This is a genomic window from Tsukamurella ocularis (assembly GCF_024807615.1).
Lineage (GTDB): Bacteria > Actinomycetota > Actinomycetes > Mycobacteriales > Mycobacteriaceae > Tsukamurella > Tsukamurella ocularis.
Genome location: NZ_JANUCJ010000005.1, coordinates 54,170 through 69,111, shown reverse-complemented (window position 1 = coordinate 69,111; position 14,942 = coordinate 54,170). Strand labels below are relative to the sequence as shown.

The window sequence follows — 14,942 nt, the reverse complement described above, 5'->3', positions numbered from 1 at the left end:
CGAACCTCCTCCAGAGCCCTACCTCGAATGTACCGAGTGACCAGCCCAGAGCGCCGCCCCGGAACGATGTGACATCTGTCGGTGCCGGTGAGAGTCCGCCCGGGGACTGCTCGAGGACCAGGTGCCGGGCGCATCGCGCTAGTCTCAGGTCAGCGTTTCTACGGAACTCCCGCTCAGGGCAGACCCGTCCGCACGATCATTCGTGCTGCCCTGGGGGTTTGGCGGGTTTGGCGTGACGTTGTTGCGGGTGACCGCGAACCGAACTGCTCGAGGGCGATCCGGGCGTAGTGCCAGTCCTGCACGTTCCCGGCGGAGCCGCCGAGCTCGGAGCGTATCCGGCCACGGCTTAGGGTCGCCTGTTCACCGGGGCCGACACCGACGCAATGCTCGCGCACCCCCGCACACGGCTGAGGCCAGGCGGGCCCTCCGGCTACGCCGCCGATGCCCTATCGAACCCGCCCGCCGCACCGTCGCAGCAAATGCTCGCGGTCGCTGCGGAGGAGGTGCGCGAGCGGCAGGGGCCTCCGCTTGATCTGGCAACCAGAAGCTCGCGGCCGACCTGGTGCCGTACGACGTGGAGCGGGTCCCGGTCGTTCGCCACACCCCTGCGCCAGGTCGCGGGTGCGGGCGCCCGCGTCAAGGCGATGTTCAAGTGTTTCAACCAGTTCGTCACCGCAACGGGCTCGAGTACTCATCATCGACGAAGCGCACAGGACCCGTGAGCGCTCGGCCAACAGATCCGCGCGCGCGACAGACCGGACCTTGTGAGTGGCTGCCCGATCGCCGATTCTGAAAATCGGCCGCTGATCCGGAACGCTGCTGCTCTTGTCACGACGCCGTTGGCACTCGCGACGTCGAGCTTCGCGGATTGCGATGGGCCGACAGTCAGCCGGCCTTCGCCACCGCGCGAGGAGCGAAGGGGTCTGCCGGGAGGTCGAGGTGCTCGCGGAGAGTGGTGCCGGTGTACTCCTTGCGGAACAGGCCGCGCCGCTGCAACTCGGGGACCACGAAGTCGACGAAGTCGTTGAACGTTCCGGGCGAGCTGGCGGCGGAGAGGATGTATCCGTCGGCCTCGCCGCCGGTGAATCCCTCCTCGATCTGGTCGGCGATATCCGAAGCCCTGCCGACGAACTGGGGAAGGAGCACGCCCTGGGCGTACAGCTTGCCGATGTCGCGCAGCGTCAGGTTGTCGCGTTCCGACAGGCGTCGGGCCACGTCGAACAGGCCCTGCGTGCCGCCCACGGCGACGTCCTCCACGGGCTTGTCGAGGTCGTACTGCGAGAAGTCGTGGTCGGTGTGCACTGAGAGCGTAATCAGCCCCGAGATCGGATCGGCCAAGTCGTTGTGGAAGGCCTGCTTCTCCCGCGCGATCGACTCGGTCTCGCCGACGAACGGAATGAACGAGGGGAAGATCTTCACGTCCTCGGCTCGCCGGCCGAAGTTCACCGCTCGAGATTTCACGTCGTCGTAGTACGAGCGCCGCCCTTCCGGCGTCGGATCGATTTCGAAGATCGCCTCCGCCCATTTCGCGGCGAAGTCCTTCCCGCGACTGGATGACCCGGCTTGGATCAGCACCGGCCGGCCCTGCGGAGAGCGTGGGGTCGGGAGGGGGCCGCGCGTTCGGAAGTGCTCCGTCTGCCGATTGACGGCATGGATTCGCGCAGGATCGGCGAACACACCGGAGTCCTTGTCCTGCACCAGCGCGTCGGGCTCCCACGACGCCCACAGCTCGACGGCCGTCTCCACGAACTCCTGTGCGCGCACGTAACGCAGGTCGTGCTCGAGGTGTTCCTCGTGCCCGAAATTCAGCGCTTCCGATTGGCTGAGGGAGGTCACGATGTTCCAGGCGATTCGGCCGCGGGTCACGTGATCGAGGCTCGAGAAGATCCGTGCCAGCTCGAACGGATGGAAGTACGTGGTGGACTTGGTGATCGCGATCCCGAGCCGAGAAGTGACGGCACCGATCGATGCGGCGACGATCGAGGGGTCGAGTGTGGCCGAAGCCTGCGTCCCGCGCCGCAGCGACTCGTCGATGTCGTCGCCGAATCTAGTGGGAACGGAGAGCAGGTCCGCGAAGAACAGGAAGTCGAACTTGCCGCGCTCGAGGATCCGCCCGATTCGGTGGTAGTACTCGGGCGTCAGGAAGGCGGGGTCGGACGCGGGATGCCGCCACGCGGCGTGCGAATGCGTGACGTGCGAGGCGATCTGGAATCCACCGAGATGCAGCTGCCGGGACATGGGCGTTTCCTTCCATCGGGTGCGTGCCTGCAGTCTTCGGCGCGCGGACCCGGATCGGAACCGTTGTGATCCGGGTGGAGGAAATCGCACGTCGCTCGCGCGCTACCGCGGGCGGCCGCCGGGTCGGGAGCCGCCGCCGGGCGCGGTCCGCGTGTCGACGCCGACGGGCAGTGAGACCCGGTAGCCCGTCCGTACGTCACCGGTCACGGTAGCCATCTGGTGCTCGGCACCGTCCTCGCGGAAGACGCTGTCGGAGGTCAGCGACACGCGACTGAACGTCCGCACCGACGACTCGTAGCCAGGGGTGGCGTAGACCGCGTCGCAGACGTCCTTCGGGAAGGCCAGCTGCGAGGTCGCGATCGCGCGCGCCGCGTCGGTGATGTCTGCCCGGTCGCGGTAGACCTCGAAGTGGACGTGGGGCCACCGGCCCTCGTAGCAAGCGGGGAAGACGCTGGTGAAGCGCACGACCCCAGATCCATCGGCGATCTGTACTCCGCGCAAATAGTTCTGGTCGGTCGCGCCCGCGGTGTACAGCGAGTAGCGGCCCTCCCGGTCGCAGTGCCACACGTACACGGCGGCGCCGGCGAAGGGCGCACCGTCGCGCGCGAGATCGCGCACCGTCAGCTCCAGCGCGATGGGCACTCCCTCCGCGGTGCCGGACATCGCACCGAAGCTCGACCGGATGTCGCTGCGCACCACGCCGTCGATCTCCAGCACGTCGGGCCCGTTCGACCCGTCGCCGGGGTACGGGCCCGCCGTCTCCTCGGGGATCTCGGCGAGGTTGGACGGCATCGCCGCGGTCCCCGCCGTGGACGAGGACTCCGCCGGAGAGGTCGACGGTCCGCTCTGCGCGTCGGTCCCGCACGCCGCCAGCCCGATCCCCGCGGCACCGATCCCGAGCGCGGCGAGCATCCGCCGTCGGCTCATCAACGTGCCGAGGTCGAAACCGAGCCCCTGGTCGACGACCTCCTCGTGCGGGCGGGGTAGGGGGCGTCCCTCGTAGGTGCGCATGACGGTCCTTCCGGCGGAGTCGGCCTCTGCGACGAAATGAACGGTATCGGCCGATTCACGCTCGTGTCGTGGAGTTCGCTGTGAGGTCGCTGGGAGCACGGGAAGTGTCAGTGGCCCGCGCTACCGTTCGGGCATCGTCGAAGGGGGCACCGATGTCGGACCTGCAGCCACTGCTCACCGCGCAGATCGTCCCGCCCGAGCGGGCAGCGGACTTCCTGCGCGCCATGGACATCGAGATCGAGGACCTGTACGGCGCGGTGGCGGCGGGGGAGCGGGCGGCCGACGCACTCGATCACTTCGCCCCGCCCATGGCGCCGGGATTCGTGCGCTGGGTCGAGCTCGTCGCGGAGCTGCGTCGGCGGCTCACGTCGACGGGACGGTGGTTCCCGGACAACAGGCGCGGCCAGCCCGCGAGTGGTCACATCGCCAGCCGCCGCACGCTCACGGTGATGAGCGGCGACGCGGCCACCGGCAGCGCGGGATCCGTGCACGGACCGTACGTGGTCCGGCGGAAGGGTACGGCCACCGCGGACTCCTTCCGGCCCGACGAGGTGCTGTTCCCGCCCTCGGACCTGCGCCCGGCGACGCGGTCCGACGGTGCGCTCGCCGGCACCTGGGTGCTCCTCTACTGCGACGACGGAGCGGCGGTCCGCCTGGAGGTCTCCCAGCCATCGGGCTTCGACGAGGACTCGGGGCAGTTCACCGGGTGGACGGTGCGGGTCCTCCTCGACGACTGGCGGCCGGGCGACCGGCGGCCGGGTGAGCGGCGGAGCTCGGAATCGGGACTCGAGTCGGGGCTCGGCGCCGCTACGGACCTGCAACTGTTCCGGGCGGTCGCCTGAGCCGTCCCCGTGAGCTGGCCGAAACCGGGCCGCGCACCGTCGGACATGCGGTACGCATGCCCTATGACCGAGCGGATCCTGCCCCTGGCCTCCACGATGCAAGACGAGCACCTGTCGCTGGCGACGTTGCTCCGCCACGCCACCACCTGGTATGCGGACGCCGGCGAGGTCGCCACATGGACGCCCGAGAAGACCACCCGGATGAGCTTCGGCGAGATGGGGCGCGAGGCCGCGCGACTCGCGAACGCGCTGAAGGCCCTGGGGGTCGTCCCGGGCGACCGCGTCGGCACCTTCCAATGGAACAACAACGAGCACATGACGGCCTACGTCGCGATCCCCGCGATGGGCAGCGTGCTGCACACCATCAACATCCGGCTGTTCCCGGACCAGATCACCTATATCGCCAATCACGCCGCCGACCGCGTGATCATCACCGACGGCAGCTTGATCCCGCAGCTCAACGCCGCGATCGGCGGCATGACCACCATCGAACACGTCATCGTCGTGGACGGGGACAAGGGCGAGGTGGAGGCACCGTCGGGCGTGCAGCTGCACGACTACCGCGATCTGCTCGATGCCCAGGCCGATGAGTACGACTGGCCCGAGATCGACGAGCGCGCGGCGGCGGCCGCCTGCTACACCTCCGGCACCACGGGCGACCCCAAGGGTGTCATGTACAGCCACCGCAGCATCTGGCTCCACTCCACCGCCGTGTGCGCGAGCTACGGCCTCGGTATGGGCCCGAACGACACGGTGCTACCGATCGTGCCGATGTTCCACGCCATGAGTTGGGGCACGCCGTTCGGGGCGCTCATGTCGGGCGCCTCGCTGATCCTGCCGGACCGCTACCTGCAGCCTGAGCCGATGGCCCGCCTCCTCGCCGAGGAACGGCCCACCATCTCGGCGGCCGTACCCGCGGTGTGGATCGGCATCGTCAATCACCTCGACGCGCACCCGCAGGACATCAGTCACCTGCGACACATCGCGTGCGGCGGGTCGGCGGTCCCGCTGAGTCTCGCGAAGGCCCTCGACCGGCACGGCGTGCAGGTGGTTCAGGCCTGGGGAATGACAGAGACCTCGCCGCTCGCGAGCATCGCGTGGCCGCCGCGCGGCGTGACGGGTGAGGAGGCCTGGGCCTACCGGAACACGCAGGGCCGGTTCTTCCCCGGCGTCCAGGGCCGCCTGGTCGACGACCTCGGCGAGGTCGTCCCGGCGGGCGGGGGGCAGGGCGAGGTGCAGGTCCGCGGGCCCTGGGTCACCGGCAGCTACTACAGTCCGGAGGGCTCCGAGCAGGTCGGAGCCGACAAGTTCGAGGGCGGTTGGCTGCGCACCGGCGACATCGGCAAGCTCACGGCGGACGGTTACGTGACCCTCGTCGACCGCTCGAAGGACGTCATCAAGTCCGGCGGCGAGTGGATCAGCTCGGTCGAGCTCGAGAACGAGGTGATGGCGCACCCGGCGGTGTTGGAGGCGGTGGCGATCGGCGTCCCGGACCCCAAGTGGGACGAGCGGCCGCTGGTGGCGGTCGTTCTCCAGCCGGGCGCCGAGATCACCATCGCTGAGCTGCAAGAACACCTCGCCGGGAGGTTCGCGAAGTGGCAGATCCCGGATAATTGGGCGTTCATCGCGGAGGTGCCGAAGACCTCGGTGGGCAAGTTCGACAAGAAGGTCCTGCGAGCGCGGCACGCAGCGGGAGATCTCTCCGTCATCCACGAATAGAGACTCGGACAGGCGTGTCAGAACACCTGGGGTTGACACAATGATGCATTCTGAAAGACATGCCCGAGCAGTCTCACGGTCCACGCTGGGTCGCCGCTGCTAATTGGGCGGCGGCCGGCGGCTTCGGCGTGGGCGCGATCGCGCAGCGCGAAGGGGTCAGCCGGATCGACGCTCTGCTGGCCATCGCCGACGAGTGGACGCGGTTCCCCGACCTGTTCACCCGGCCGCCCGCCACCGTGCCGCCGGTTGGCGTCGAGCAGTGTCCCGAGTGCGGGATCTGGTTCTCGGACGTCGAGGCGCACCGCGTCGTGCACCGTCGGGGTCGTCAGCGCTCCTCTGCGCCCCGCCCTCGGCACCCCAACCGGCAGCGGGCCGTCGAACCGTTGCGGCAGAGCGGTCGACCCTTACACCCACGGGCCTCTCCGAACGCCCTGGAACGCTCATCGGATGCCCCGCCGCCGGGCCGTGGAGTCCCGTTGACCGAACTGCCCCCGGATGCGCCCTGGGGCAGCTGGGCCGAGGCCGCCAACTGGGCCGCCGCCAACGGTCTCGGGCCGAGCCGGCTCGCGGACCGCGTGGGCACCGATGCCGCGTCGGTGACGGTTGCGATCATCGACGCGTGGAGCCACGACCCGACGGCGTTCACCGTGCCGTCCCCCGTCAGCGCCCCCGGCGGCGCGCTCAAACAGTGCCCGGCATGCGGGCTGTGGTTCGCGAGCGTCGACAACCACGTCGCCGCTCACGGCCGGATCAGCGGGCGGCGCGGCCCCGCCCGCACGCGGGCGCGGTGGGGCGCCCGGACCGAGCACGACGGGCATGCCGCCCCGCGCACCGCCTTCGAGCACGCGATGGAGCGAGAGGGACTGCTCGACCACTACCTCGAGCTGCGCCGAAGCGTCCTCGAGCACCTGAGCCCGTCGCAGTTCCGCACCCGTATAGACGCCACGGACCAGCGGGTCGCCGAGTTCGTGGACCGGATGGCGGCGCACGACGACTACGTCGATGCCCTCGGCGACCTGTTGCGCTCGTGCGCGGGACGGCTGGAGGACGACGGCGACCGGGTCCAGTGTCACCTGTGCGGATTGTGGGTGGCGATGCTCGTCCCGCACCTCGGTGTGCACAGCATCGATGCGGAGGCCTACCGCCGCCGGTTCGGCCTGGCCGCCGACGACCTGCTCGCCTCGCGCAGCATGGTCCCGCGGCGTCCCCGCGCGCCCCGTCGTCCTGCCGGGAGCGCCGCCGAGCCCACGGTGACCGCCTGACGAGTCCCAGCGAACGCGCAGGCCGTCCCACGCCGGCGCGCAGGTGCGGCGGTCAGGCTTCTCGTATGACGACGATGAAGAAGATGATCGGATCCGCACTCCTCGGCGCCACCGCGGTCGGCGGTGTCGCCACCGTCGGCGCCGGCACCGCCGCCGCGGCGCCGAATCCCGGCCAGCCCGGTGCCCCGGGCGTCGGGCAGGGCGCTCGCCCCGCCGCGAGGCCCACGCCGCAGCCGGCCGCCCGGCCGGCACCGAACCAGGTGCCCCGCCAGGTCGCACCGCGGCCGAACGGGCAGAACCCGAACTGGCGGCCCGGGCCCGTCTACCGGCAGGGTGCCTGGCACACCCCGGTCTGGGACCAGGGGCGCAACCACTGGGGCTTCTGGATCGGGCCGATCTGGATCCCCATCGGTTGAACCTCGGCCCGCCCGCACCCGAACTTGTCGGCCGCCCGTCCTAATCTGGAAGGGTGGCCGATCCGCAGAGTTACCGTCCCGCACCGGGCACCATCCCCACGCAGCCCGGCGTGTACAAGTTCCGGGACAAGCACGGCCGCGTCATCTACGTCGGCAAGGCGAAGTCGCTGCGTAGCCGCCTGAACTCCTACTTCGCCGACGTCTTCGGCCTGCACCCGCGGACCTACCAGATGGTCACGACCGCGGCGTCCGTCGAGTGGACCGTCGTGGGCACCGAGGTCGAGGCCCTCCAACTCGAGTACAACTGGATCAAGGAGTTCGACCCGCAGTTCAACGTCCGCTACCGGGACGACAAGACGTACCCGATGCTCGCGGTCACTCTCAACGAGGAGTACCCGAGGCTGTACGTCTACCGCGGCCCGCGGCGCAAGGGCGTGCGCTACTTCGGCCCCTACAGCCACGCCTGGGCCATCCGCGAGACGCTCGACCTGCTCCTGCGGGTCTTCCCGGCCCGCACCTGCTCGGCGGGGGTCTTCAAGCGGCACAACCAGATGGGCCGTCCGTGCCTGCTGGGCTACATCGACAAGTGCTCCGCGCCGTGCGTCGGGCGGGTCACGGCCACGGAGCACCGACAGATCGTCGAGGACTTCTGCGACTTCCTCGCCGGCAAGACCGACAACCTCGTCAAACAACTCGAGAACGATATGCTCTCCGCCAGCGAGGACCTCGACTTCGAGCGGGCCGCGCGCCTGCGTGACGACGTGGCGGCCCTGCGCAAGGCCGTCGAGAAGCAGGCCGTGGTGCTCGGCGACGGTACCGACGCCGACGTCATCGCGTTCTCCGCCGACGAGCTCGAGGCCGCCGTGCAGATCTTCCACGTCCGCGGTGGCCGCGTCCGCGGGCAGCGCGGCTGGGTCGTCGAAAAACCGGGAGACGCGGAGCAGAACGAGCACGCCGAGCTGCTGGAGCAGTTCGTCACCCAGTTCTACGGCGAGGAGGTCGAGCGCGCTGAGCAGTCGGGCGACGGTGCGGTCAATCCCGTGCCGCGCGAGGTCCTCGTGCCGGTGCTGCCGGACGACGCGGACGAGCTGCAGGACTGGCTCACCGGGTTGCGCGGAGCCCGGGTCTCGCTGCGCATTCCGCAGCGCGGCGACAAACGCACCCTCATGGAGACGGTGGAGCGCAACGCCATCGAGGCCCTGCACCAGCACAAGCTCAAACGCTCGGGGGACCTCACGGCCCGCTCGGCGGCGCTACAGGGACTGCAGGACGCGCTGGATCTCGACGAGGCGCCCCTGCGCATCGAGTGCGTCGACATCAGCCACATCCAGGGCTCCGACGTGGTGGCCTCCCTCGTGGTCTTCGAGGACGGACTGGCGAAGAAGTCCGACTACCGGCACTACGGGATCAAGGAAGCCGCGGGCGACGGCCACAGCGATGACGTCGCGTCGATCGCCGAGGTCACCCGACGCCGCTTTCTCCGCCACCGCGCGGACGCCCGGAAGGTCGAGGATGCCGACGGAGACGACAACGGGGGAGACCTCGCCCCGGAGGCAGCGCTCGACCCACAGACGGGGCGCCCCCGACGGTTCGCGTACCCGCCCAACCTCTTCGTAGTCGACGGTGGGGCTCCCCAGGCCGCCGCCGCGCAGGAAGTGCTGGACGAGCTCGGCGTGACCGACGTGGCAGTGGTGGGGCTCGCCAAGCGGCTCGAGGAGGTGTGGGTCCCCGGCGACGAGGACCCGGTGATCCTGCCGCGCAGCTCGGATGCGCTGTTCCTCCTGCAGCGGGTGCGTGACGAGGCGCACCGGTTCGCGATCTCCTTCCACCGCAGCAAGCGGTCCAAGCGGATGACCGCGAGCGCCCTCGATGCGATTCCCGGCCTCGGTGACACCCGCAAGACCGCGCTGCTGCAGCACTTCGGCTCGGTCACCAAGCTCCGCGGGGCCAGCCTCGAGGAGATCGTGGAGGTGCCCGGGATCGGGATGACGACGGCCCGCACAGTGCTCGACGGCCTGCGCACCGACGGCGCGTGAACGTGGCTGAGGTGGCGGCGCAGGTCGCGCCCGTGCTCGTCTTCCTCCTCGCGATCACCGTGGTCGCCGAGATCGCGCAGTTGGCCGGCGTGTTCGACGCGCTCGGCGTGCTCGCCGCGCGCCTCGGCCGGGGCCGCGTACCGCTGATGTGGTTGTGCACGGTGGCAGCCGCCTGCGTGGCGACCATCGTGCTCAGCCTCGACACCACGGCGGTGCTGCTGACACCCGTCGTGCTGGCAGCAGCGTCGCGGCTCGGGCTGGCGCCCCTGCCCTTCGCGATGACCACGGTCTGGCTCGCCAACACGGCCTCGCTGCTGCTGCCGGTCTCGAACCTCACCAACCTGCTCGCGGTGTACCACCTCGAGGGCGGTGTGCGGGCGTACGTCGCGCTCTCCTGGCGGCCCGCGCTGGCGGCGATCGCGGTCACCGTCGTCGTGCTGTGGCTGCTGCACCGCCGGGACCTGCGCGGCCGGTACGAGATCCCCGACTTCGCGGCGCCCGCTGACCGGGTCCTCTTCGGCGTCGCGGCGGCCGTCTGCCTCGCTCTGGGGCCGGCCTTCGCGCTCGGGGTCTCGCCCGCCGGGGCGTCGACGATGGCCGCGATCGTCCTGGCCGGCGCCGTTGCCGTTCGCGCGCCGGAGCGGCTCCGCGAGATCGTGGTGCCGTGGCGGATGGTGCTGATCCTGGCGGCCGTCTTCGCCGGGGTACAGGTGCTCCTCGCACTGGGGCTGGAGGGTGTCCTGCGCGAGGTCGCGGGGGCGGGCGCGGCACCGTCGGACCTGTTGCGGGTGGCGGGCGTCGGGGCGCTCGCCGCGAACGGGGTGAACAACCTGCCCGCGTACCTGGCCCTCGAGCCCGTCGCCGCCGGCGACCCGCTGCGGCTCATGGCGCTGCTCATCGGCGTGGGGGTGGCGCCGATCGTGACGCTGTGGGCTTCGCTGGCGACGCTGCTCTGGCGGGAGCGGTGCGCCCGCGCGGGGGTGCGGATCTCCGCCCGACGGTTCGCGTTCCACGGCCTGTTGCTCGCCGTTCCCGCGACGGTCGCCGCGGTCCTGGTTCTCTGACGCGTCAGGTATGTCCGGTTGCTCCCCATCTCGTCTGGCTTAGTGTAGCGTCGCCTTACTCTCGCCCGTCGTGAGTGATTTCGTTGCTCAAGAAAAGGATTCGACGATGTCGTTGCGCAAGCGCTCCACTTTGGCGGCCGCACTGGTGACGGTGGCCTCCCTCACGATCACGGCCTGCGGGTCGAGTGGCGACGGTGCTGCACCGTCGAGCTCGAGCTCCGCGGGCGGTGAACTGACGCTCTACAACGCCCAGCACGACACCCTTGCGAAGGAGTGGGTGGAGAAGTTCACGGCGGAGACGGGTATCAAGGTCACGATCCGCCAGGGCAAGGATTCCGAACTGGCGCAGCAGATCATCGCCGAGGGCGACCGCTCACCCGCCGACGTCTTCCTCACCGAGAACTCGCCCGCGATGACCCAGGTCGAGAACAAGGGGCTGTTCGCCGACGTCGACCCGGCGACGCTCGCGCAGGTGAACAACGGTCTCAAGCCGTCCACGGGCAAGTGGACGGGAATCGCGGCCCGCTCGACGGTGCTCGTCTACGACAAGCGCAAGGTGACGCCCGAGCAGCTGCCGAAGTCGATGGCCGACCTCGCGACGCCGGAGTGGAAGGGGCGCTGGAGCGCGTCGCCGTCCGGCGCGGACTTCCAGGCCATCGTCTCGGCCTACTTGCAGCTCAAGGGCGAGCAGGCTACGAAGGACTGGCTGAAGGCGATGAAGGAGAACGCCAAGGAGTACAAGGGCAACGGCGCCGCCATGAAGGCCGTCAACGCCGGCGAGGTCGACACCGCCCTCATCTACCACTACTACTTCTACGGCGACCAGGCGAAGACCGGCGAGAACTCCGGCAACGTGGGCACCCACTACTTCAAGAACCAGGACCCGGGCGCCTTCGTCTCGATCTCCGGCGGCGGCGTCCTGAAGTCGTCGAAGAAGCAGGGGCAGGCCCAGCAACTGCTCAAGTTCATCACCTCCAAAGCAGGCCAGGAGGTGCTCGAGAAGGGCACGTCCTTCGAGTACCCAGTGGCCTCCGGCGTCCCGGCCAACGCGAAGCTCGTCCCGATGGCGGACCTGCAGGCGCCGACCGTCGACCCGGCCACCCTCAACGGCCCGCAGGTCGTGACCCTGATGACCGAGGCGGGCCTGCTCTGAGGCTGCTCACCCTCGCGGCCGCCGCCCTCGCGGCGGTCGCGGCGGTGCCGCTGGGCTTCGTCGTGTATACGACGATCGACACCGGCTGGGCGGAATCCGTCCGGCTCGTCTTCCGGCCCCGCGTCGCCGAGCTCCTCATCAACACCGTCCTACTCACGGTGATCGCGGTGCCGCTCAGTGTGATCCTCGGCGTCGGCGGCGCCTGGCTGGTCGAGCGGACCACGCTCTGGGGCCGCCGGGCGTGGTCGCTGCTGCTCGCCGCGCCGCTCGCGATCCCCGCGTTCGTCGGCAGCTACGGCTGGGTCTCCGCGATCCCGTCGCTCGGCGGATTGTGGTCGGGCGTTCTGATCGCGGTGCTGTTCTACTACCCGCTCGTCTACATCCCGGTCGCGGCGGCACTGAGCCGACTCGACCCCGCGCTCGAGGAGTCTGCCGCCGCGCTCGGCCTCGGGCGGTGGGCGGTGTTCGTCCGAGTCGTCCTCCCACAGTTGCGGCTCGCGGCGCTCGGCGGCGCCGTGCTCGTGGCGCTGCACCTGCTCGCCGAGTACGGCGCGTTCGCCATGATCCGGTTCGACACCTTCACCACCGCGATCATGGTCCAGTACCAGTCGACCTTCAACGGTGCCGCGGGGTCGATGCTCGCCGGGGTGCTGGCGTTGCTGTGCCTGCTCCTGCTCGTCGCCGAGGTCGCCGCCCGCGGCCACGCCCGGTATGCCCGGGTGGGCTCGGGCGCGGTCGCGACGCCGGAGCGGATCCTGTTGGGCCGCTACCAGGCCGGCGCACAGGTCGCGCTCCTAACACTCGTGGGCGCGGCCCTCGGGCTCCCGCTGTGGTTCGTCGTCCGGTGGACCGTGCGCGGCGCCGCGCAGACGGTGCCCGCGGACCTCCTCGAGGCGCTCGGCACCTCGCTCGGCTACGGCGCGGCGACCGCCGTGCTCACCGTCGCCGCCGCGTTCCCGCTCGCGTACCTCGCCGTGCGCCGGCCGAACGGCATCACCCGGACGTTGGAGGCCTCGACCTACGTCAGCAGCGCGATGCCCGGCATCGTCATCGGCCTGGCGCTGGTCACCGTCTCGATCCGCGCGGTACCGGACCTGTACCAGAGCGCGACGGTGCTGATCCTCGCCTACGTGCTGCTCTTCCTGCCGCGCGCCGCCGTGGGCCTGCGTGCGGGCCTGGCCCAGGCGCCGGTCTCGCTGGAGGAGGCGGCCCGCGCCCTCGGCGCGCCGCCCCCGATCGCCTTCGCGCGCATCACCCTCCGCCTCACCGCGCCCGCGTCGGCGGCGGGCGCGGCCCTCGTCTTCCTCGCCGTCACCAACGAGCTGACGGCGACGCTGATCCTGGCGCCCAACGGAACCCGCACCCTCGCGACCGAGTTCTGGGCGCGCAGTAGCGAGATCGACTATCCCGGCGCTGCGCCCTACGCCATGGCGATGGTGCTCCTGTCGCTGCCCACCACCTACCTGCTGTTCCGCCAGTCCCGACGGGCCGCCGGACGCACCACCCGGACGAGAGGAGCCGCATGAGCGCCGAACTCGCCCTGCGCGGTCTCACCAAGCGCTACGGCGCCGACACCGTGCTGCGGGACGTCGACCTGACGGTGGCCGCGGGCTCGATCACCGCCGTCGTCGGGCCCTCCGGTTCGGGGAAGACGACGCTGCTCCGGCTCGTCGCCGGCTTCGCTCGGCCCGACGCCGGGAGCGTCCGGCTCGGCGACCGCGACCTCGCCTCGGACGCCGCATGGGTCGCCGCGCACCGGCGGGGCGTCGGCTACGTCGCGCAGGACGGCGCGCTCTTCCCGCACCTCTCGGTCGCGCGCAACATCGCCTTCGGGATGGGGGCATCGCTGCCGGTGCGCCGGCGCGCCGCAGCCGGGCGGGTCGCGGAGCTGCTGGAGACGGTCTCGCTGGATCCCACTCTGGCCCGGCGCTATCCGCACGAGCTGTCCGGCGGTCAGCAGCAGCGCGTGGCGCTGGCACGGGCGCTCGCCGGGGCGCCGCAGATCATGCTGCTCGACGAATCCTTCTCCGCCCTCGACGCGGGCCTGCGCGTCGCGACCCGCGCCGCCGTCGCCGACGTCCTCGGCGCCGCGGGCATCACCACGGTCCTCGTCACCCACGACCAGGCGGAGGCGCTCTCCTTCGCCGACCAGGTGGCCGTGCTTCGCGGCGGCGCCCTGGAACAGGTCGGCCCGCCGGCCGGCGTCTACGCGCGCCCCGCATCGGAGGTCGTTGCGCGGTTCCTCGGCGACGTCGTCGTGCTCGACGGTGCGCTCGATGGTGCCGCCGCCGAGACGGTGCTGGGGCGGATCCGCGTCGCCGGGAACGACGGTGCCGCGGCGCCCGGCCCGGTGCCGCTTCTGTTGCGCCCCGAGCAGATCCGGATTGCGGGGGAGGGCGTGCCCGCCACCGTCACCCGGGTCGAGTTCTTCGGTCCGGACGCCACCGTGGGGCTGAGCCTCGCCGACGGGACGAGCATCGAGATCCGGCATCCCAGCACCGAACTGCCCGCGCCAGGCGATGGCGTGCGGCTGCAGGTGGTGGGGGAGGCCGTGATTCTCGAATCGCCCGCGGCTCAGCGGTAGACGAGGAGGGGCACCGTCGCCGGATCGAGGTTGTCAGCGGAGTACGGACCTTCGTAGCAGTACCCGAGGCGATCGAGGATGGCGTGCTCGGTGATCCAGCCGAAATCGTCGTCCTCACCGTGGAGGACGCGCTCGAACGGCAGCCTTCCGCCCTCGTCCACGATCACCCCGTCGTCACTCGAGCCGGCGAACGACCGGATCAGTTCTCCGCGGCGCCAGGCGGCGAAGCATCCCATGTCGACGACGGAATGGAGTACGAACACGTCCGCGTCGTAGCCGTCGATCAGCGCCACGCCCCAGCCCTCGACGGTCTGCTCGAACCAGGACAGAACATCGTCGCTGGCGACGATGACGAGGTCGCCGTAGACCGCCACCGCGATCTCGCCGTCCTCGGGGTAGACGTCGACAAGGAGATCACCTCTCCGGTGCGATCGGCGCGATCGGCCCCAAGAACGCTTGCCGAGGACCGCGGTCGCCAAGGCGTCGCTCGCCTCGACGTCCAGCGGTGGCAGATTCCGAAGCCGTTCCGCCGGATCGGATCGGCACGCGACGACGAAGTTGCACTTCATTCCCATGCCGGGGAGCGTAGGCGCGGTGCCTTGCGCGGCGCTTGGACC

12 protein-coding genes are annotated in these 14,942 nt (G+C 70.6%); 9 read left to right on the top strand and 3 right to left on the bottom strand.

Annotation, left to right across the window (positions count from 1 at the left end; genetic code table 11):
* Positions 1 to 885 precede the first annotated feature (885 nt).
* Both HNP44_RS19125 and HNP44_RS19120 read right to left on the bottom strand, forming a co-directional pair.
* On the bottom strand, positions 886 to 2,238 hold the full coding sequence (locus HNP44_RS19125) for an LLM class flavin-dependent oxidoreductase (protein WP_259144506.1): 1,353 nt from the start codon (positions 2,236 to 2,238) through the stop codon (positions 886 to 888).
* A 102-nt stretch (positions 2,239 to 2,340) separates the two neighbouring features.
* Entirely contained in the window at positions 2,341 to 3,249 is a 909-nt protein-coding gene (locus HNP44_RS19120; RefSeq protein WP_259144507.1) for an intradiol ring-cleavage dioxygenase, read from the bottom strand.
* A 152-nt stretch (positions 3,250 to 3,401) separates the two neighbouring features.
* Here HNP44_RS19120 and HNP44_RS19115 point away from each other — a divergent pair, with 152 nt between their 5' ends.
* From HNP44_RS19115 to HNP44_RS19075, 9 genes are all read left to right on the top strand, one after another.
* Positions 3,402 to 4,091 carry a hypothetical protein gene (locus HNP44_RS19115; RefSeq protein WP_259144508.1) on the top strand — a complete coding sequence of 230 codons (690 nt, stop codon included), beginning with the start codon at positions 3,402 to 3,404 and terminating at the stop codon, positions 4,089 to 4,091.
* A gap of 63 nt (positions 4,092 to 4,154) precedes the next feature.
* Complete coding sequence (locus HNP44_RS19110) at positions 4,155 to 5,810, top strand: long-chain fatty acid--CoA ligase (protein WP_259144509.1); 1,656 nt, start codon at positions 4,155 to 4,157, stop codon at positions 5,808 to 5,810.
* A 59-nt stretch (positions 5,811 to 5,869) separates the two neighbouring features.
* Positions 5,870 to 7,072 (top strand): hypothetical protein, encoded by a 1,203-nt coding sequence (locus HNP44_RS19105; protein WP_259144510.1) that lies wholly within the window; start codon positions 5,870 to 5,872, stop codon positions 7,070 to 7,072.
* A gap of 65 nt (positions 7,073 to 7,137) precedes the next feature.
* A complete protein-coding gene (locus tag HNP44_RS19100; protein WP_259144511.1) occupies positions 7,138 to 7,488 on the top strand; it encodes a hypothetical protein in 351 nt (116 codons plus the stop codon).
* Between the two features lie 53 nt (positions 7,489 to 7,541).
* Positions 7,542 to 9,524, top strand: coding sequence for an excinuclease ABC subunit UvrC (uvrC, locus tag HNP44_RS19095; protein ID WP_259144513.1), 1,983 nt, complete (start codon positions 7,542 to 7,544; stop codon positions 9,522 to 9,524).
* Positions 9,521 to 10,588, top strand: a complete 1,068-nt coding sequence (locus HNP44_RS19090; RefSeq protein ID WP_259144514.1) for an SLC13 family permease — start codon at positions 9,521 to 9,523, stop codon at positions 10,586 to 10,588. The genes uvrC and HNP44_RS19090 overlap by 4 nt, the downstream gene beginning before the upstream one ends.
* 106 nt (positions 10,589 to 10,694) lie before the next feature.
* Positions 10,695 to 11,741, top strand: a complete 1,047-nt coding sequence (locus tag HNP44_RS19085; protein ID WP_374758810.1) for an iron ABC transporter substrate-binding protein — start codon at positions 10,695 to 10,697, stop codon at positions 11,739 to 11,741.
* Positions 11,738 to 13,267: an ABC transporter permease gene (locus tag HNP44_RS19080; protein WP_374758815.1), complete on the top strand. Its 1,530-nt coding sequence runs from the start codon at positions 11,738 to 11,740 to the stop codon at positions 13,265 to 13,267. Before HNP44_RS19085 ends, HNP44_RS19080 begins: the two co-directional genes overlap by 4 nt.
* Positions 13,264 to 14,325 (top strand): ABC transporter ATP-binding protein, encoded by a 1,062-nt coding sequence (locus HNP44_RS19075; RefSeq protein WP_259144516.1) that lies wholly within the window; start codon positions 13,264 to 13,266, stop codon positions 14,323 to 14,325. The genes HNP44_RS19080 and HNP44_RS19075 overlap by 4 nt, the downstream gene beginning before the upstream one ends.
* Here the strand turns inward: HNP44_RS19075 and HNP44_RS19070 are convergent.
* Positions 14,316 to 14,900 (bottom strand): DUF6928 family protein, encoded by a 585-nt coding sequence (locus HNP44_RS19070; protein ID WP_259144518.1) that lies wholly within the window; start codon positions 14,898 to 14,900, stop codon positions 14,316 to 14,318. The genes HNP44_RS19075 and HNP44_RS19070 overlap by 10 nt on opposite strands.
* Between the last annotated feature and the right edge of the window lie 42 nt (positions 14,901 to 14,942).